At 63.9% G+C, this 19,949-nt stretch carries 14 protein-coding genes and 1 tRNA gene; 4 read left to right on the forward strand and 11 right to left on the reverse strand.

Annotation, left to right across the window (positions count from 1 at the left end):
* Nucleotides 1-4: 4 nt before the first annotated feature.
* Nucleotides 5-3,676, reverse strand: a complete 3,672-nt coding sequence (locus K4G67_RS06240) for an endonuclease/exonuclease/phosphatase family protein (RefSeq protein WP_275588760.1) — start codon at nucleotides 3,674-3,676, stop codon at nucleotides 5-7.
* 226 nt (nucleotides 3,677-3,902) lie between these two features.
* On the opposite strand from K4G67_RS06240, the gene K4G67_RS06245 reads away from it, so the two are divergent.
* Nucleotides 3,903-6,437: a bifunctional diguanylate cyclase/phosphodiesterase gene (locus K4G67_RS06245; protein WP_239805523.1), complete on the forward strand. Its 2,535-nt coding sequence runs from the start codon at nucleotides 3,903-3,905 to the stop codon at nucleotides 6,435-6,437.
* 77 nt (nucleotides 6,438-6,514) lie between these two features.
* Here the strand turns inward: K4G67_RS06245 and K4G67_RS06250 are convergent, their stop codons facing one another.
* Nucleotides 6,515-7,159 carry a glutathione S-transferase family protein gene (locus tag K4G67_RS06250; RefSeq protein ID WP_239805524.1) on the reverse strand — a complete coding sequence of 215 codons (645 nt, stop codon included), beginning with the start codon at nucleotides 7,157-7,159 and terminating at the stop codon, nucleotides 6,515-6,517.
* 467 nt (nucleotides 7,160-7,626) lie between these two features.
* Here K4G67_RS06250 and K4G67_RS06255 point away from each other — a divergent pair, with 467 nt between their 5' ends.
* On the forward strand, nucleotides 7,627-8,493 hold the full coding sequence (locus tag K4G67_RS06255) for an SMP-30/gluconolactonase/LRE family protein (protein WP_239805525.1): 867 nt from the start codon (nucleotides 7,627-7,629) through the stop codon (nucleotides 8,491-8,493).
* A gap of 31 nt (nucleotides 8,494-8,524) precedes the next feature.
* On the opposite strand, the gene K4G67_RS06260 is transcribed toward K4G67_RS06255, so the two are convergent.
* A tRNA-Gln gene (locus K4G67_RS06260) sits at nucleotides 8,525-8,599 on the reverse strand.
* Nucleotides 8,600-8,736: 137 nt separating this feature from the next.
* On the opposite strand from K4G67_RS06260, the gene K4G67_RS06265 reads away from it, so the two are divergent.
* On the forward strand, nucleotides 8,737-9,774 hold the full coding sequence (locus K4G67_RS06265) for a DNA topoisomerase IB (protein WP_239805526.1): 1,038 nt from the start codon (nucleotides 8,737-8,739) through the stop codon (nucleotides 9,772-9,774).
* Nucleotides 9,775-9,786: 12 nt separating this feature from the next.
* On the opposite strand, the gene K4G67_RS06270 is transcribed toward K4G67_RS06265, so the two are convergent.
* The 8 genes from K4G67_RS06270 to ffh all read right to left on the reverse strand — a co-directional run bounded on the left by K4G67_RS06270 (nucleotide 9,787) and on the right by ffh (nucleotide 17,887).
* Nucleotides 9,787-10,887, reverse strand: a complete 1,101-nt coding sequence (locus tag K4G67_RS06270; protein WP_239805527.1) for a branched-chain amino acid aminotransferase — start codon at nucleotides 10,885-10,887, stop codon at nucleotides 9,787-9,789.
* An 80-nt stretch (nucleotides 10,888-10,967) separates the two neighbouring features.
* A complete protein-coding gene (locus K4G67_RS06275; protein ID WP_239805528.1) occupies nucleotides 10,968-13,259 on the reverse strand; it encodes a S9 family peptidase in 2,292 nt (763 codons plus the stop codon).
* A 165-nt stretch (nucleotides 13,260-13,424) separates the two neighbouring features.
* Entirely contained in the window at nucleotides 13,425-13,799 is a 375-nt protein-coding gene (gene rplS / locus K4G67_RS06280; RefSeq protein WP_239805529.1) for a 50S ribosomal protein L19, read from the reverse strand.
* A 12-nt stretch (nucleotides 13,800-13,811) separates the two neighbouring features.
* The gene (gene trmD / locus K4G67_RS06285) at nucleotides 13,812-14,543 is read right to left on the reverse strand and encodes a tRNA (guanosine(37)-N1)-methyltransferase TrmD (protein ID WP_239805530.1); all 732 of its coding nucleotides are present in this window, start codon (nucleotides 14,541-14,543) and stop codon (nucleotides 13,812-13,814) included.
* 63 nt (nucleotides 14,544-14,606) lie between these two features.
* The gene (locus tag K4G67_RS06290) at nucleotides 14,607-15,350 is read right to left on the reverse strand and encodes a DUF5818 domain-containing protein (protein WP_239805531.1); all 744 of its coding nucleotides are present in this window, start codon (nucleotides 15,348-15,350) and stop codon (nucleotides 14,607-14,609) included.
* Nucleotides 15,351-15,401: 51 nt separating this feature from the next.
* Nucleotides 15,402-15,890, reverse strand: a complete 489-nt coding sequence (rimM, locus tag K4G67_RS06295; protein ID WP_239805532.1) for a ribosome maturation factor RimM — start codon at nucleotides 15,888-15,890, stop codon at nucleotides 15,402-15,404.
* A gap of 4 nt (nucleotides 15,891-15,894) precedes the next feature.
* A complete protein-coding gene (gene rpsP / locus K4G67_RS06300) occupies nucleotides 15,895-16,374 on the reverse strand; it encodes a 30S ribosomal protein S16 (protein WP_239805533.1) in 480 nt (159 codons plus the stop codon).
* Nucleotides 16,375-16,417: 43 nt separating this feature from the next.
* Nucleotides 16,418-17,887 carry a signal recognition particle protein gene (gene ffh / locus K4G67_RS06305; protein WP_239805534.1) on the reverse strand — a complete coding sequence of 490 codons (1,470 nt, stop codon included), beginning with the start codon at nucleotides 17,885-17,887 and terminating at the stop codon, nucleotides 16,418-16,420.
* Between the two features lie 328 nt (nucleotides 17,888-18,215).
* On the opposite strand from ffh, the gene K4G67_RS06310 reads away from it, so the two are divergent.
* Entirely contained in the window at nucleotides 18,216-19,883 is a 1,668-nt protein-coding gene (locus tag K4G67_RS06310) for a putative bifunctional diguanylate cyclase/phosphodiesterase (RefSeq protein WP_239805535.1), read from the forward strand.
* Nucleotides 19,884-19,949 lie beyond the last annotated feature (66 nt).

Genomic DNA, 19,949 nt, shown 5'->3' on the forward strand with positions numbered 1-19,949 from the left:
GGTATCACCCTATAACCACATCCGACGCCGCATGCATCGGGATCAGGTAATCCGCATGCCATTCGCCGGTTTCCTCAACCGCGACCGGTTCGGCGCCCAAATAGGCGCTGATGAACGGTGCGGCGGGTGCCGGTGCCGTCGCATGCTCGACAGCGTTCGCCTTTGCATCGAGAACCGTGCCGATCAGCGTATCGCCGGCGTAGATTTCCGTATCCGCGCCATTCTGAACGAATGCGATCGGCGCGCTGCCCATCCCCTCGATCAGGATGGCATCGGGGCCATTGCCAAAATCGGCAATGATGTCGGCATCGCGCGCCGTGCCATGCAGCACGAAGACATCCGGACCGCGCCCGCCGATCAGCATGTCCATGCCATCGCCGCCGTCGAGAACATCCGCGCCATTGCCGCCCTCGAGCCAGTCATTGCCCGCACCGCCCAGCAGCGTGTCCGAACCATTGCCGCCATACAGCCTGTCGTTGCCGCCAAGCCCGATGAGCACGTCGCTGCCGTTCCCGCCATACAGGACATCGTTGCCGCCATTCCCGGTCAGCATGTCGGCCTTGTTCCCGCCGTCAAGCACCCGCTCACCCAGGTTGAAGCGCGCCAGTACCGGATCGTGATCGGACACGCCCGATGCTGTGGGCACGTTACGATGCACGATGTCGAACGCCGCCCCGCCGAGCAGGCTCTCACTCGCGAGGATATGGTCGATCTGCTGTGCATTGCCTTCGAACAGGGCGGAGTAACGCTCCGCCAGGTCGAGCATCCAGGTCAGGTTGACGAGCTCGACGTCGCTGCCGTCCATGATCGCGCCATTGGCGTAGTCGAGTTGCCCCGCGACAATCTGCAACGTCTCCTCGAACTGAAAATCGTTGAAATCGCCTGCGACGACGACATTGGCGTCGGGATCATCGGCGAGAATCCCCTCGACATAGGCGTTGAGCGCGGCGGCCTGTTCAGCCCGGCGCAGCGCGCCCGCCATCTCGGGCGGCTGATTGGCGGAGAATGTCGTGTCCGACCCGATGAGCGAGGTGAAATGATTGCCGATGACCGTCACCTCCTCGCCATTGAAGGTGAATGTCGCGCCCAGCGGCACGCGCGCGAACGCATCGTCGTCGATCGTAAAGACCGAGCTTTCGTCGAGATCGACCCGGTCCTCGCGATAGAGGAACGCCACGCGAATATTGCCGCCTGGCTGACCGCCGGTCTGCCCATCCTCGACAAACGGATTGTCGAGCACGGAGTAGACAACGCCCGTTTCGGCCTGGATCGCGTCCGCAATCGCCTGCAAATTCATGCTCGCCGAAACCGTGCCGTCATTGGCCGAACCGCTGTCGTCCTGCACTTCTTCGAGCACGACGATATCGGGCGCGTTCATGGCCACGCCAATGTCGAAGGCGATCGCATCGAGCCGGCCATCGGCAATGTCGGTATCGCCGTCCGCCTCGTTGATATCGAAATTGAGGATGTTGTAACTGGCCACGGTGAACTGGTTCGCCGTGCCTTCCAGAATCGAGGTTTCGGGCGCGACCTCGGCCTCAGCCGCGACGGTAACCTCCTCGGTCGGGCGAAGTTCGAAATTGCCGAAGCTGTAATCGATGACGCCCGTCACATCGTCGAGCCGCGCACCGGGGGCCACGTCGGGCGTGTCGAAACGCACGCCGTTAAGCGTATAGCCGCCGTCGATCTGGATCCGTTCGGGATTGAAATCGGAGCCTGCGCCGCTGTTGAACACGCCGAGACCGCCCTCGCCGCCGCGCACGGTAACGAGCCCGCTTTCCGCGACATTGGTGGCGAGCAGCGTGCCCTCACCATCGCTTGCCACAGTCCAGATTTCGCCGAAACGATTTGTGCTGTCGACGGCGACGGGGTTTTGCACGGTGACGCGCATCGCCTCCATGCTTTCCCAGAAATCGATGCCATCGCTTTGCGGATCGTAGGTCGTCATCCCATCGTCGTCGATGAGCTCGGTCGGCGGGGAAATGCCGTCCGGTCCGATCACGACCGCCTGCGGCAGCGCATTGCCGCTGCTTTCGACCGTCACGCTCACGTCCATCAGTTCGGTCGTGGTGAGGCTGCTGTCATCGCCGCCGGGCAGGAATTCGGTGACCGTGCCCGATACACGCACCGCATCGCCCGCCGCGACGCCGGGGGTCGTGCGGGTAAAGACGAAAATGGCGTCCGAGGTGGCGGCGTTCCCGTCCCCGTCCGGATCCTGTATATAGAAACCGTTCGACGCGACGGCGGTGACGATGCCGCCCGTCTCGACCTCGCTACCTTCGTAGATCGAGCGGTGACCTTCGCCCTGGATCTCCCCGATGCGAAGGTTGAGCAGATCGTCATTCTCGATCGTGCCGGTCGCGGTCCCGGCGCGAATATCGGCGCCGCCCGTCGCGTCATTGAGCGTGAGGGCAAAGGTCTCGGTCGGTTCCGCAACCGTATCGCCGACCACCGCGACGGTGATCGTCGCGCTCGTCTGCCCATCGGCAAAGGTGACCGTGCCGGAAAGCGGCCCGGCAATATCGGCCGCATCCGCCGATTGCGCATCATCGCCGAGCACGACGGCGTAATCGACGGTAACCTCGCCATCGCTGCCGCCGGTGCGGCGCACGGTGAAGGTAAGATCGCTCGTGCCGCTATCCCCTTCGACGACGAAGGCATCGTCGACGTATAGGCTGCCGGCCGGATTGGGCGCGACGAAATCCTGCCCGCCGTTCACGGTGCCGAAGCTTTCGTCCACCGGCCCGGTCCAGGTAAAGTCGTCATAGCTCGACCCGGTGCCCGACAGTTGCAGGGACAATCCCACCGGGCTGCCCGCTTCCTCGACGCCGACATCGACGCTGGTCATGCCCGCCGCCGGGCCGTCCGTCGCCGTCAGCGTGCCTTCGTACGACAGGAATTGCACCACCGTGCCATCGGCCGAGACCAGCGCGAACCCGTCGGGCGCGCCGTTCTGCAGACCCGTGGCGGCAAAGGCGAGCGTGCCGAACCCGTCGTCCTGATCCGGAATCGTGCCGGACAGCGCGATGGTGTCGTACACCCCGCCGCCATTGCCGTTGTAAAGCGCGATGGACCAGCCGGACAGATCGGTGCCCGCATTGCCGGCGATCTCGATCGCCTCGCCGACATCGCTGCCCGCATTGTCGTAATGAAATTCGTTGAAGAACACCGTGGGCGCAGGCTCGTTCTGGGCAAAGCTTTGCCCGGTATTGGCCTCACCCGACGTGCCCGGCGCCGCCCCGGTCCAGGTGAAATCGCCATAGCTCGTGCCCGTTCCGGCCAGTTGCAGCGAATAGCCGACCGGCGTCGTGCCATCCTCGGCGACGCCGATATCGGTGCTCTGCATCCCGTCGGCCGCGCCGCCCACGGCGGTAAAGCTGCCTTCGTAGGACAGGAACATGACCACCGCGCCGCCCGCATCCACAAGCGCCATCCCGTCGGGCGAGCCGTTCTGAAGCCCGTTGGAGGGCAGGTTCACCGTGGTGAAGCTCTCGCTCCCCGACAGCGCGATGGTATTGTAGGGCGTGCCGTTCGATCCGTTGTAGAGGATCACGCTCCACCCCGTAAGGTCGACGGAATCGAGATTGGCGATCTCGATGAATTCGCCGATGTCGCTGCCTGCATTGTCGTAGTGAATTTCGTTGAAAAAGACGCGCGCTGACGTGTTCGCAACCATGTCCGTGACCCTTATGGAAAACCGATGCGGACGGCAGGAAGGCCGATCCGATGCCAAAATGCGGTAAGCCGATGTTAAGTCAGATTTATGACGCAAAACAGCGGCAAACGGCAAGCCGCATTCGCGTCGGCGTGACACATCACAAGACCACGGCCCGCACCCTGCGCAGTTTTGCCGGAGCCTGCGTATACGCAATGTTAAACCATGCGAAGCTAGAGGATGCGCCGTGTTGCAGGCTCCCCATCCTTTCGCGCTGAACGAGCAGAAACGGCTCGCGGCTCTTGCCGAACTTGCCATTCTGGATTCGCAGGAGGAGGAGGAATTCGACGCGGTGACGCGGCTCGTGGCATCGATATTCGACGTGAGCAGTGCCGCCGTCAGCCTCGTCGACAAGGATCGGCAATGGTTCAAGGCACGCTATAATATCGCGTTCGAGCAAACCCCGCGCGACATCGCGTTTTGCGATCAGGTCGTCGCACACCGCAAGGGGATGGTGGTAAGCGACACGCATCGAGACGCGCGTTTCGCGGCAAATCCCCTCGTTACCGAGGCGCCGCATATCCGCTTCTATGCCGGTGCGCCGCTCTATCTTCGTTCGGGTCATTGCGTGGGCAGCCTGTGCGTCATCGACACGCGTCCGCGGCACGATTTCGACGCGGACAAGTTCGAACGTCTCCACCATTTCGCCGCCATCGTGAGCGAATTGATCGAAGCGCGCAAATCGCGGCGCGAGGCGGATATCGCGGCCAAGGTCGTGACGGCGACGCCCGATGCCGTGCTCGCCGCGAACCGGAAGGCCGAAATCGTCTACTATAACGATGCGGCGGCCAAGCTGTTCGGGTGGTCCGCGCAAGAGGCGCTCGGCAAGAACGTGACCTGCATCATACCCGACGATCTGCGCGCCGGGCATCAGTTCCGTTTCGAGCGGGCGGCCAGGGGCGGGGCGACCCGGCTCGTCGGCAAGTTCGTGGAGTTGCAGGCACGCAGGAGCGACGGCTCCGTCTTTCCGGTGGAGCTGTCCCTCGCCCCGTGGGGTGACGAGGCGCATGGCGGTTTCGCCGCGATCATCCGCGATATTTCAAAACGCAAGGCGCTGCAGGCCGACCGCCTGGCGAGCAAACGGTTCCTCGACGCGGTTGTGTCCAACCTTCCGCTGATGCTGTTCGTGAAGGACGCCGCGACGGGGCAATATCTGCTCCTGAACAAGGAAGCTGAAAACCTTCTTGGTCGTCCGCCCGGCACCATGCTCGGCAAGGTGGATGATGAATTGTTCCCCGGCCGTGAACCGGTCTTCAGGCAGAACGATCTAGGCGCCCTCAAAAGCGGCAATCCCGAATGCAGCGAAAGCGCGTTCGAGCGCGACGATGGCTCCGTCGTCAATATCCGGACCACACGCGTCCTGATCGACGGACCCGACCGGCCGGGACAATATCTGCTCGGCCTGTCCGAGGATCTTACCGAAATGCGGCAATCGGAAGCCGAACGGTTGCGGCTCGCACGCTTCGACAGCCTGACCGGGCTGATCAACCGGGCGAGTTTTCTCGAGCAGGCTGAGGATCTTGTCGGCAAACGCGCGCCCTTTGCCATGTTGTCCGTCGATATCGACAGGTTCAAGGCGATCAATGATCAGTTCGGCCACGCCATCGGCGACAGGGTGCTCGAACGTGTCGGCAAGCGTCTGCTCGCCATGGCCGACGATGGGACGAGCATCGCACGCGTCGGCGGGAACGAGTTTACCTGCCTGCTGACGGGCCGAAACCTTCGCAGCCGCGCGCGGACGCTGTCCCACCGTTTGTTCGAGGATTTCGAAACGCCGTGCCGGATCGACGCGATAACCGTCGCTATCCGCATGTCGGTGGGCGTCGTCATCTATCCCGATGATGGCAATACGATCGAAACGCTGCGGCAAAATGCCGACCTCGCGATGTACCGGGCAAAGCTCGACACCCGCGGCGAGCCATGTTTCTTTGACGATGCGATGGACACCGCACAGCGTGATCGCCTTCGCCTCGAAACCAAGTTGCGCAATGCGATCGCGGCCGACCGCATCGAAACCGTCTATCAACCGATCGTGAGTGTCGATACGGGCGCCGTGGTCGGTATGGAGGCGCTCGCCCGCTGGACCGACATGGAACGCGGCCCGGTCCCGGCCGATCTGTTCATCTCCGTCGCAGAGGATTGCGATCTTATCGACGAGCTGGGCGAGAATATCCTGCGGCGCGCATGTTTGGATGCAAAGAGCTGGCCCGACGACGTGCGGGTTTGCGTCAATCTGTCACCGCGGCAGTTCTACTCCGGCAAGCTGTTGAAGACGATCGCCGATACGCTGAATGCAACCGGTTTGCCGGCAAGCCGGCTTCAGTTGGAGATCACCGAAAACCTCGTAATGGAAAACGCGGATGAAGCGTTTGCCCAGCTCGAACGGATGAAGCAGATGGGCATCGGCATATCGGTCGACGATTTCGGTATCGGCTATTCCTCGCTCGGCTATTTTCAGAAGTTCTGCTTCGACACGGTCAAGATCGACAAATCCTTCATCCGCGAAATTGAAAGCTCACAGGCGGCCAAGGCGATCGTGACCGCGGTGGTGGGGCTTGCCCGGCAATTGTCGATGTCGGTGGTCGCAGAAGGTGTCGAGACACAGCGTCAGCGCGACATGCTCGCCAGGCTGGGCGTGAGCCATCTGCAAGGCTATCTGTTCAGCGCGCCTGTCAAACCGGGCGGGCTGGACCGGTTGTTGGCGAAGTCATTCGCGGATTGAACGCGGCGACCGCGGCGATGGTCGGACCCCGCGAAAGGGGGCATGGGACAACGTCCACGCCCCCTTCCCGATTGTTCCTATGCCGCGCCCATCGGTTCCATATCCTGCCGCGAGAGAGCGGTTCGCACCCCCTCGTCTGCCTCCATCCGGTCGCGATGCGCGGCAAGGGCCGGATAGTCCGCGAGGGTCATCGGCGTCTGATCCAGCCAGCGCACGAGCACATAAAGAAACGCATCCGCGAAACTCCGCTCGCCAAGATACCATGTCCCGCCGGCGGTCTTCAGCTTCTTCTCCATACGCGTGTAATGGTTTGCAAGCGTATCATAGGCGGCCTGCTTGACCTCTTTTTGCGCGTCCTCGCTTTCGGCGAAATTCTGTGGCGCAAAATGCGGGCCGTAACTTGCGTGAACCTCGGTCGTCATGAACGACAACGCTTCGGCTTCGCGCCGGCCGAGCGTCGTATCGCGGGCGTAGCCCTCGCCCCCATGTGCGGCGCCCAGCCAGGCGAGGATCGCGGAAAGCTCGGTCAGGACATCGCCATCGGGAAACCTGATCGCGGGCACCTTGCCCTTGGGATTGATGGCGAGATAGTCGTCCTTCTTGTGATCGCCATAGGCCATGTGGTGCACGGCAACCGGCGCATCGATCCACGCGATGGCGATATTGGCGGCCAGCGAACAGGTGCCGGGCATGGTGTAGAGTGTCGTCTGATTTTCGGACATGGGTAGTTTTCTCCTTTCCCCTCCATACGCACGGGCGCCGCGATGTGTCCGCATGCCATGATCCCGACGATGAGACGTGGCCTTTTCTGCGCGCCGTGCGGTGCAGGAGAAGCCCGGGCGGGCGATGGCTCCGACATGCCACCAGCCGCACAATGGAACAGGTCGGATGAGCGATCGCCGCCCTTCTGTACAAGCGTAGTCGAGGATAGGCCGCCTCACGACTGCCTTCGCTCCCGCGTGCCGCATAGGACGAGGCGGTCACGATTTTACGCCGATGGGTCGCTATTGTCGGACTTGTCGATCCACCCGGCATAGCGAAGGCGGCATTCCACACTGTCATCGACCCGTTTCGCGGGCCTTTGCCTTACGAAGTCTTATCTCCCTCCGACACAGATTGACCCGTTTGAGCGCGCCTATATACTCATACAAAAGAGGATTATTGGGAGCAAGATCGTGGAAATTATTCGATGAGCGAGAGCGGACTGACGGTCGCCTGGCGCGCCGAGACGATGCTTGGCGAAGGGCCGGTCTGGGTCGAGGAGCAGCAGGTGCTGCTCTTCGTCGACATTCACGGCGGGCGCATATGCCTGTTCGATCCGCAACGTGGCGAGGGCCGCGACCTGCCCTGTACCGGTCGGCCGAGCTTCATCTATCCCGCAGGGGCGGACAGCTTCGTCTACGGCTCGAACCGGGAGCTTCGGCTTCTGTCGCTTGGCGGGCGCGACGACAAATTGTGCGACCTTCCCGTGCCGGAAGCCACGCGCACCAATGACGCGGCGGTCGATCGCCATGGCCGGCTCTGGTTCGGGATGTCGCACGAACCGGAGACGGAGCCTGTGGGCGGGTTGTTCGTCTATGACCGCGGCGAGGTCCGGCAACATCTCGACGCGATCGTGGTGCCGAACGGTCCGGCGATCTCTTCCGATGGCGAAACGATGTATCACGTCGATTCGCCTCGCGGGGTCGTCTCCCGCTACAGGATCGAGGATGGCGTGCCGGTCGATGGCCGGCTCCACATCCGGATAGAGGATGGCGACGGATATCCCGACGGGGTGACCCTCGATGCCGAGGGGTGCCTCTGGGTGTGCCTGTGGGATGGATGGGGGGTAAGACGCTACGATCCCGACGGACGCCTCATGCGCGAAATCCGGTTTCCCTGCGCGCGGGTGACGAAGCTTGCATTCGGGGGACCGGATCGGGCCACCGCCTATGTCACGACGGCGCGCGTCGGGCTTAGCGAGGCGCAGCTTCGCGAGCAACCGGACGCTGGCGCCCTGTTCGCATTCGATGCAGGTGTGGCGGGGCTGGCGACCGCAGAGCTTGCGCTTGCGTAGGGCGGTCCGGCTTCGTTTGGTGAAACTGCAATGGCTGGGGCGGCAGGATTCGAACCTGCGCATGCCGGTACCAAAAACCGGTGCCTTACCGCTTGGCTACGCCCCAATATGCATCCGTGTGCGCGGGGCCTTATAACCATACCGCAATCAAATGAAAGGGGCCGATTGCACGATCCGTCGTGATAAGTGCACCCACCCGTCATCGGGCGCGGAACCGGCTGTTGCGAAAAGGGTTTTTCGGCAATGGCAACGCGCACATCCTCCGCCGAATGTTCGGCATCCAAGCTGGTCTATGTTGACGATTCCCTTCCCGGCGTCACGCGCCGGCGTTGCGGCAAGGGTTGGGCGTATTACGATCCGGCGGGCACGCTGATCCGGGACAAGGGGGAGATTGCGCGGCTGAATGCCATTGCCCTGCCCCCTGCCTATTCCGATGCGTGGTTCTGCCCGGCGGGCAACGGCCATATCCTCGCCACCGGGATCGACGCGCGCGGGCGCAAGCAATATCGCTATCACCCGGCCTTTCGCGAAGCGCGCGAGGGCGAGAAGTTCGACCGCTGCGCCGCGTTCGGAAAATTGCTGCCGCTCGTTCGCAAGCGGGTCGAGGACGATCTTGCCGCCCCCACGCTCACCCGCGCGCGCGCCATTGCGAGCGTCATTCGCCTGCTCGATCTCGGCCGCATACGTATCGGGAACGAGGCATATTCACGGGCGAACAAGAGTTTTGGCGCAACCACCCTGCGCCACCGCCACGTGGAGGTGACGAAGGGCGCGCTGAACCTCAAGTTCAAGGGCAAGTCGGGCAAGTTGCGCAAGGTCACGCTGACCGATCGCAGCCTCGCCCGCTTCGTGAAGGATGTGCAGGATCTGCCGGGGCAGCATCTGTTCCAATATGTCGATGCCGATGGCGATGCGCATCACGTCACCTCATCGGATGTGAACGCCTATCTTCGCGAAACCATGGGCGAGGATTTCACCGCAAAGGATTTTCGTACCTATCACGCCAGCGTCCTTGCCTTCACCGCGCTGTCCTCGGCAAAGGAAGAGGTGGCGATCAAGGACCTGCTCGATGTGGTTTCCGACCGGCTCGGCAACACGCCTGCGGTCGCGCGGCGCAGCTATATCCACCCCGCCGTCATCGCGCGTGTCGAGGATCAGGACGAATGGCGCGCCGCACTGCGCCTGCCACGCCGCACCCGTTGGCAAAGCCGGGAGGAGCGCGGAATGCTTCTACTGCTCGAACAAAGCCCGCAGGCCGCCGAACTGCTCGCCGCGGAATGACCGCTCGCCGGGTCAGTCCAGCCGCGTGACCCAGCCGTGCGGGTCGGCGATCTCGCCGCGCTGAATCCCGGTCAGCGTCCGGCGCAATTTCTGCGTCAATTGCCCGGCGGCGCCCGATCCGATGGTGAACTCGCCATCGTGGCCCGCGACCTTGCCCACCGCAGTGACGACCGCCGCCGTGCCGCAGGCGAAACATTCGACGAGCCGGCCCGAATTCGCATCCTCGCGCCATTGATCGATGCTGTATTTCTCTTCGCGGAGGCGCAGGCCTTCGTCCTTGAGCAGGGTGATGAGGCTGTCGCGCGTGATGCCGGGCAGGATCGTGCCGGTGAGCGGCGGGGTGATAACGCTGCCATCGTCCATCACGAAGAACAGGTTCATGCCGCCCAGCTCCTCGATCCATTTGTGTTCCGCCGCGTCGAGGAACACGACCTGGTCATGGCCGCGTTCGATCGCTTCGGCCTGGGGGACGAGGCTTGCGGCGTAATTGCCGCCGCATTTCGCGGCACCCGTGCCGCCCGGCGCAGCGCGGGCATAATCGCGCGATACCCAGATCGACACGGCGGGCGCGCCCGACTTGAAATAATTGCCGGCAGGGCTGGCGATCACGACGAATTTATACTCACGCGCGGGCCGCACGCCCAGGAATGCCTCCGACGCGAACATGAACGGGCGCAAATAGAGCGAGCCGCCCTCGACTTCCGGAAACCAGTCCCTGTCGACCGCGATCAATTCGCGGACCGCGGACAGGAACAGCTCCTCCGGCAATTCCGGCATCGCCATGCGCGCGGCCGAACGATTGAAACGCGCCGCGTTCTCCTCCGGCCTGAACAGGGTCAGCCCGCCATCGGCACCGCGATAGGCCTTCATCCCTTCGAAGATTTCCTGCGCATAATGCAGCACCGCCGCGGCGGGATCGAGCGGGATCGGTTGGCGCGGGCCGATGGTCGCATCGTGCCATCCGCGCCCCTGCGTATAATCGACCGTGACCATGTGATCGGTAAACAGCGTGCCGAAGCCGGGATTGCGCAATGCCTCTGCCCGCGTTTCGCCGGGCACGGGCGCGGGATGTTCGATTGCGTTGAATTGCAGCGTGGGCGCGCTGTTCGCCATGGTCCGATATCCTGCCTGTTTTCGTGATATTGCGCCGGGGATTAGGCGCTGCGGCAATGCCATGCAAGCATCGCGAAGGCCTATCGCCCGCCGCCCGGCACACCGTTCACCTTCAGAAAGCGAAGCGCCGTTTCATAGCGATGCACCGATATGACCGGCCCCGAAACACGGTGAGTGTAGCCGGGATAGAGCATCATTTCGAACGGGACGCCGCCTTCCTGCATGGCGGAGATCAGCGCGCTGGAATTGTCGAACACGACATTGTCGTCGCTCAGCCCGTGGATAAGGAGCAGCGGATCGGCAATCTTTCCCGCATCGGCGATGGCATTGGCCGCCGCGTAGGCGTCCGGCACCTCGCGCGGGTCGCCCATGTAGCGTTCGGTGTAATGGGTGTCGTAAAGCTCCCATTTCGTGACCGGCGCGCCCGAAATGCCCGCGGCATAAAAACCGGGGTCCGCCTCCAGCATCTTGAGCGTCATGTACCCGCCATAGGACCAGCCATCGATCGCGATCCGGTCGGGATCGACATAGTCCAGCGTTTTCAGCCATTCGGCGCCCGTCTTCTGGTCGCGCACCTCGACGCTGCCCATCGCGCGATGGATCGCCTTTTCGAAATCGACGCCGCGATTGGCGCTGCCGCGATTGTCGATCTCGAACCAGATATAGCCCTTGTCGACGATCGCCTGTTGCAACGCCCCGCCCCACGATCGCGACACGACCTGTGCATGCGGGCCGCCGTAGTGGGAGAACCACACGGGGTAACGCTTGCCCTGCTCCATCTCCGGCAGGATCATCTTGTAATAAAGCGGCGTGCCGTTTTCGTTCGGGATCGTGCCGAAGATCGCGGGCCGATGGCTCGCGACAAACGGGGCATAGGGATGATCCCCATCGACGCGATTTTCCACCAGCCAGGTCAGCCGCTTGCCGGTATTGTCGGCGAGATAGCTTTGCGGCGGCTGGTTGGGCGAGGATCGCGAGATGATGAGCGCCTGTGCATCCTTGTCCATGCGCGCGCCATGCGAGTAGCCTTCCTCGGTCAGGCGAACGGGCGCGCCGCCGCCAGCGTAATCAAGCGCGTAGACATGGTTTTCGAGCACGCCGTCCTTCGTCCCCGACAGCCAGAGCCGCCCCGCCGCCTCATCCACGCCGAGCAGGCCGGTCACGACCCATTCGCCATCGGTGAGTTGCGTCCACGCGCCATCGGCCAGGCGGTAGAGATGGCCGAACCCGTCACGCTCCGACCACCAGATCAGCGACCCGTCCTTCAGGAAACGATAGTTCGACGTCTGGTTCAGCCAATGCCCCTCGGCCGCTTCCTCGGTGAACAGGACCGTGCTCGCCCCGGTGGCGGGATCGATGCGCAGCATGTCCATGCGCGTCTGCGCCCGGTTCTGCCGCTGCGCAAAGATCGCGCTGCCATCGGGCGCCCAGTCGACGCGGGTGATGTAGATATCGTCGTTCTCACCCAGATCGGCGCGCATGCGGTCGCTGCCATCGGCGTCCATGACATAAAGCGCGATCTCCACGTTCGGCGTGCCCGCGGCGGGATAGCGCTGCGCATAGACCTTGGTGCTGCCGGCGCCGATGGCGGTGCGCTGCACCGTGCCGACGCGCGCCTCGTCGAAACGCAGGACGGCAATGCGGCGTTCGTCTGGCGACCACCAGTAGCCGGTATCGCGACCCATTTCCTCCTGCGCGACGAACTCCGCCTCGCCCCAATGGACGGTTTCGGGTTCGTTCGGCGGGGTCACGGCCCGCGCCTCCGCCCCGACATCGCCGACGAAGAGCCGCCCATCGCGAACGAAGGACAGATACCGCCCCTCCGGGCTCAACACCGGGTTGAGCTCGCCCGCCTCGCTATCGGTCAGGCGCCGCACCGTCCCGTCGAGCCGCGCAAGATACAGATCCCCGTCGAGCGGCACGAGAATGCTTTGCCCATCGTCGGACCATTCATAGGCGACGATACCCTTCAGACTGCCGATGCGGGCGCGTTCACGCTGCATCTTCTCCGCCTCGGACAATTCGCGGCCTGAACCCAGCGTCTCGGAATCGACCAGCATCGACCATGCGTTCGCCTGACGGTCGAATGCCCACAGATCGTAACGCTCGCGGTCATCCTCCCGATTGCGCAGGACGGTGAGGTAGCGCCCATCGGGCGACAGCCGCGGCACGCGCGGACCCGGCCCGTCGAGCGCGGGGCTGCCGAATACACGCTCGAGCGTGAGCGGGCGTTGCTCCGCCGCCGGAACGTCCATTTGTGCGGTCACGACCGGCTGCGCCATCTGTGCCATGGCGGCGGGTGCGCCACCGCTCATCCACCCGGCCATCAGAAACGCACCGGCGACGGCGCGGCTTGCGGAAAATCGAAACATGGGAAAAATCGTCCTATCGTCATCTGCGCCATGGTTCGCGCAAGCGGCGGACAATTGCAACCATCGGGAGACGAGCGGGCGCGACCGAGGAATAAACGGCACGCACGAAAAAGGGCGGCCCCGTAACGGCGCCGCCCTTCGACATTGCGATACTGTCGCCGTGGCTCAGCTCGACTTGCGGTCGTCGCGACGTTCCGCGATACGCGCACGCTTGCCGGTCCGGCCGCGCAGGTAATACAGCTTCGCCCGGCGCACGATACCGCGGCGCACCACGGTGATGTTGTCAAGAATCGGCGAGTAGAGCGGGAACACACGCTCCACACCTTCGCCGAAGCTGATCTTGCGTACGGTGAAGTTCGAGCCCATGCCGCGGTTCGACCGCGCGATGCACACGCCTTCGAAATTCTGCACACGTTCACGCGTGCCTTCGACGACGCGCACGCCGACGCGCACGGTGTCGCCCGCACGGAATTCGGGGATGTCCTTGCCTTCTTTCAGGCTCTCGATGGCTTCCGCCTCGAGCTGCTGGATCAGGTTCATATCCTGTGTCTCTCAGTCTTCGTGCCGCGCGCCAGAGGCAGATCGGACCCGACCGTCACCATGACGATCCCAAAGATCCGGCCTGCGTAACCGTGTGTCATCCTCCGCCCGTTGTTTCCGCCAGGCGGCGATCTTCGCATGATCCCCCGATCGCAGCACTTCAGGGATCGTGCGCCCTTCCCATGTGACGGGCCGGGTATAGTGCGGATATTCCAGAAGACCGCTTTCGAACGATTCTTCCACTCCGCTCCAAGCCGCGCCCATTACGCCGGGCAGGAGCCGAATGCAAGCGTCGAGCACCATCAATGCCGCCGGCTCCCCGCCCGAAAGCACGATGTCGCCGACCGACACCTCCTCGACCTCCCGCCCGTCGAAGATGCGCTCATCAAACCCTTCGAAGCGGCCGCACATTATCGTCACCCCCGGCCCCGCGGCGAGTTCGCGGATGCGCGCCTGCGAAATCGGGCGGCCGCGCGGCGTCATGGCAAGCACCGGCGCATCGGGCGAAAGCCCCCGCGCATGGTCGATGGCGCGCGCCAGTACATCGGGTTTGAGCACCATGCCCGCGCCGCCGCCCGCAGGCGTGTCGTCCACGGTGCGATGCTTGTCGGTCGCAAAGTCCCGGATCTGCACCGCATCCATCGACCATGTCCCGGCGGCGAGCGCCCGCCCGGCCAGCGACACGCCCAGCGGCCCAGGAAACATTTCGGGATAGAGCGTGAGGATGGTGGCGGTGAAACTCATGCCCCGCCGGTTAGCGGGCGGCGACCCGGCGGGCCAGCATTCATTGCCCTGCGCCGCCTGAGATCAGCCACATTTCACGAAAACGACGCCGTCACCGCCGATCCTGTGCCCGGCGAGGGTCACCACCGGCCCGTCGCCCGGCAACACGGCCAGCCCGTCCGGCCCGCGCGATTCGATTGGCATGCGCGCGATGCCATCTTCCCATTCAAAGGCCGGATCGTCGCCCATCGCGACCATCCCGGTTTCGGGCAGGCCATCGATCCGCGTTTCGATTATGGTCCGGCCCGCTCCGGCGCGCGTCACGTCGAAATCGGGTTTAGCGCAATCGGCATTCGCGCCCTTCGCCACCCAGCTGCCCAACACATGGCGCGCGGAGATGGCCGCCCCGCCGGCGCGGGCAGGCCCGCGATCGCGGGCGGGCGGGTCGCGGCGTTCGATGCTGTCGATGGCGATGGTGCCCGCGCCCTCCATGCACAGGCTCGTATCGGCAAGAGAACCCGTGATGCGAACGTAATCGCCTGGTGTAAAATTCCCCTCGCCAAGGTTCAGCGCGTAGGTTTCGCCGCCGGGCGTACGAAGGACGGCGCATGCGGTCCCCTGGGCAAGCCGGCCTTCGAATTGCCGCAAGCTGTCAGCGGCCCGCGCATCTGCGGCGGCGCGCCTTGCATCGTCCTGCGGTTCGGAGACGACCACGGTGTCATCGCCGTCCAGCCCGGCAAGGTTGCCATGTCCGGCGCCCTCGCCGCCACACGCGACAAGCGAGAGTGCGCATACGGACACGATACAATATTTCGAAACAACAGTCATATCATGGCCAACACGCCAGAAAGACCGGCGTTCCGAACCCGGCCGACCAATTCAGAGTTCGGCAAAACCCTCGGCCACGGTCAGGGTCGCATCGTCCCAACCGGGCACCGCATCACGCGTCATCGGAACCATGAAACGTTTGCCGTCCGGTCGCTCGATCTCCACGACGTCACCGGCGCCGTAATTCTCGACCGCGACCACCTTGCCGAGCATGGTGCCATCGCCTGAAACCGCATCGAGAGCGAGGAGGTCGGCGTGGTAATATTCGCCCTCTTCAAGCGGGGGCAGCGCATCGCGCGGCACTGTTAAAACCGTGCCGCGCAGCGCCTCCGCCGCATTGCGATCGGCGATTTCGGCAAAGCGCGCGACGGCGCCGCCCTTGCCGTCGTCGCGAATTTTCTTCGCGGTGAGAGCACCATCGTTGAAGGCGCGGAACCGCCGAAGCGATTCCACGCCTTCCCCGAACAGCTTCAATCGCACGTCGCCCGTCACCCCATGCGCGCCGGTCACAGCGGCCAGGGTGACGGTACGCAAGGCCATGGGATCAGCCCTCGGCCTTTTCTTCGGACCCTTCCGCGGGCTCCTGGCTGCTTTCGCCTTCGATGGCCTGGCCTTCGTCGCCGGCATCGCCACTGGGGGTCGCGACATTCGCTTCCTCTTCGGCGGCCTTCGCGGCTTCGGCGGCGGCTGCGGCCTTCTCGGCGCGCTCTTCCTCACGCTCCTTGGCCTTCTCGCCCGGCTCACCCTTGTTCGGGTTGTTGCGCGCGGCGCGCTCCTTGATCCCGGCCTTGTCGAGGAAGCGTGCGACGCGGTCGCTCGGCTGTGCGCCGACGCCGAGCCAGTAATAGACGCGATCCTCGATCAGGGTCACGCGCTTGTCGTCTTCCTTGGCGAGCAGCGGGTTGTAGGTGCCGACCTGCTCCAGATACTTGCCGTCGCGCGGGCTGCGCGCATCGGCAACGACGATGCGGTAATAAGGACGCTTTTTCGCACCACCGCGCGACAGACGCATTGCAATTGCCATGATATTCTACCTTTCGTTCAAACTGTAATATATTGAATTTACGTTATTTCTTCAAAATCTTGGCGAGATCGGGCGGAAGCTCGCCGCCGCCCATTCCGCCCGGACCGGCGCCGCCCCCGCCGCCAAGCCCCGGCATCGCGGCGTCGAGCCCGCCCTTGCCGAACAGTGCGCCGAGACCTTTGAGCCCGCCCATCTTCTTGATCTGCTTCATCGCCTTGGACATCTCCTGATGCATTTTCAGCACCTTGTTCACGTCCTGCACCTCCACCCCGGAGCCTGCCGCCACGCGCCGCTTGCGCTTTGCATTGAGTAGTGCGGGCTTCGCACGTTCGGCCGGCGTCATCGACGAGATGATCGCATCCATGCGAAGCAGCACCCGGTCGTCCATATTGACGGACGCCATCGCCTGTTTCGCCTTCTTCATCCCGGGCATCATGCCCGCTATCGCGCCCAGCCCGCCCATCTTCGTCATCTGCTGCAACTGCATGCGCAGATCGTTGAGGTCGAACTCGCCCTTTGACATGCGGCGGGCGAGCCGTTCGGCATCCTCCGCCTTGACGCTTTCCGCCGCCTTTTCGACGATGGAGACGATGTCGCCCATGCCCAGAATGCGATTGGCAACGCGGACGGGATCGAACGCCTCGATCGCGTCGAGCTTTTCACCCGTGCCCGCAAATTTGATCGGCTTGCCGGTGACGGCGCGCATGGAAAGCGTCGCACCGCCGCGCGCATCGCCGTCCATGCGGGTCAGCACCACGCCGGTCAGCGGCACCTCGCCGGTAAAGCTTTGCGCGACATTGACCGCGTCCTGCCCGGTGAGTGCATCGACGACGAGCAGCACTTCCTTCGGCGTGGAGACGGCGGCGACCGCCTTCATCTCGGCCATCAGCGCCTCGTCCACGTGCAACCGGCCCGCGGTGTCGAGCATCAGCACGTCGAAACTCTGCAGCTTTGCGGCCTGAAGCGCGCGGGTTGCGATGTCGACCGGCTGTTGTCCGGCGATGATCGGCAAGGTGGCGACATCGGCCTGCGTGCCGAGCACGGCAAGCTGTTCCTGCGCCGCGGGGCGATTGACGTCGAGCGACGCCATCATCACCTTCTTGCCTTCCTTCTCGCGAAGGCGCTTGGCGATCTTGGCGGTGCTGGTCGTCTTGCCCGAACCCTGCAGGCCGACCATCATGATGACGACCGGCGGTTTCGCATCGAGGTTGAGCGCGCTCGTATCGGCGCCCTCGCCCTCGGCATCGCCGCCGCCCAGCATTTCGACCAGCGCATCATTGACGATCTTGACGACCTGCTGCCCCGGCGTGACCGAGCGCAGCACCTGCTGCCCGATGGCCTGTTCGGTGACCTTGTCGATGAAGCGCCGCACGACCGGCAGCGCGACATCGGCCTCCAGCAAGGCGATACGCACCTCGCGCATGGCGGCGCGGACGTCGTCCTCCTGCAAGGCACCGCGACCGCGCAGCGAATCGAATACGCCGCTCAGCCGGTCGGACAGCGAATCGAACATGGCCGCATCTCCATCTGGCGCATCGGCGCCGGTGTGAACCCGTGGCGCCGCGCGCGCCGTTTGAAACCGCTATGAAAACGCGAAAAACGCCGATGGGCGAAACCTCGCCGATCAGCGTAGCGCGTATCACGCATGAAATGATGACGAAGCCCGAGAGCCCGCCTTCGCCCGAAGCCGATAGCGCAGACCTGCCACGCTTGCAAGGGGCCGCCCTCCGTCACCGGCGCAGGAGTCGGTATTTTACAGAATCTTTACCGCCGGTCGAATAGGATAGGGATTACACCGGCCGGGAGGCCCGCAAGAAGCAGCGAGATGGCCACCCCCCGACATGGCGGAAAGCAGGCAAGACAATCACGATGAATGGGGGGAGGCGGCGGCGCGCCCGCCTGTCCTGTCGCTCGGCGTCATGATCGGCGCGCTCGCGACCTTCGTCGCGCAGCTTTGCTATGCCCTGCCCATGTTCTGGAGCTATGTGCGCGGCGATACCGTTGCGGGCACGGACCTCACCCCGATCAGTGCGCTTCTGCTCAATATCGCGCTCATTCTGCTCGGGTGGTTCCGCTATCGTGACCTTCGGGCCGAGATCGCCGCCCACCGCCGCGATGCAAGCCGCGCCCGTTCGCTCGCACTGACCGATGCGCTGACAGGGGCACTCAACCGCCGCTCGCTCGTGCCCGAACTCGACGCGCGGCTCGAACAGGCGCGCAATACGGCACGTGCCTTGGCCTTTCTCATGGTCGATATCGACAGGTTCAAGCAGATCAACGACCTCAACGGCCACCGCGCGGGCGATGCCGTTCTTATCGAGGTGGTTGCCCGCCTGCGCGCGCTCCTGCCCGATCATGCGTGCATCGCGCGGCTTGGTGGCGACGAATTTGCCTGCGTGCTGGACTACGACAGCGATGCGCCGGGGGCGCTGGAGGAATTGTGCGCGCGGCTGGTCGTCGCGGCGAGCCGGCCTATCGCGGTGGCCGGCGGCTCGATCTGCGTGACGCTTTCGCTCGGCATCGCGTCGAGCGTCGATATCCCGAACGGCAAGGCGCCCGGTTCGGCCACCCTGCTTCACATGGCGGACATGGCGATGTATCACGCCAAGAAGCACGGCCGCGACCGTTTCCATTGGTACACACCCGAAATGGAAAGCGAACTGCAACGGCGCAGCACGCTCGAAAACGGTATTCGCCGCGGCATCGCGCAAGGGGAATTCGTCCCCTATTACGAGCAGCAGGTGGATCTGGAAACGGGCAAGCTGACCGGGTTCGAAATGCTGGCGCGGTGGCAGAATCCGGAACTGGGGCTCGTCACGCCGAATGCGTTCATTCCCGTCGCCGAGGAAATGAACGTGATCGCCGAATTGTCCGAAGCCGTGATTGCGCAGGCATTGCGCGATGCACGCGAATGGGATCGGGATCTGATCCTGTCGGTCAATATCTCCCCGGTGCAGATCCGCGACCCGTGGTTCGCGCATCGCCTGATAAAGCTTCTGTCCGCGGCGAATTTCCCGGGTGAGAGGCTGGAAATCGAAATATCCGAAGGATGCCTGCGCGAGGATATGGCGCTCGTACGCTCCATGATCACCAGCCTCAAGAATCAGGGCGTGCGCGTCAGCCTCGACGATTTCGGCAACAGCTATGCCTCCATGGCCGAACTGCGCGCACTTCCCTTTGACAGGGTGAAGATCGATCGCGGCTTTATCGCGCAGCTCGCCTGCAAGGAAGAAAGCGAGGCCGCCATGCATGCGATCAGCGCCATCGCGCAGGGGTTCGACCTTCCCGTCACGGTCGAAGGGGTCGAAAGCGGGCCGGTGCGCAGTCTGCTTCGCAAGATGGGGCGGTTCAAGGGTCAGGGATATTATTACGGGCGTCCCGAACCGGCCGAGCGCGTCCGCGCCCGCTTGCGCAGCGAGGCACGCCTTGTCGTGAACGAGCCGCCCGGCACCGACCGCGATGCCACGAAGGCCGAGCGCGAAAATCCGAACGCGGCCTGGCACCCCTGAAACCGGCGTACGGCGCGCGCCCGTCCTGTCACCGCGCACTGGACGTTGCCCGCTGCACTGCCTAGA

The organism is Croceicoccus hydrothermalis (genome assembly GCF_022378335.1).
In the GTDB taxonomy this organism is placed as follows: Bacteria; Pseudomonadota; Alphaproteobacteria; order Sphingomonadales; family Sphingomonadaceae; genus Croceicoccus; species Croceicoccus hydrothermalis.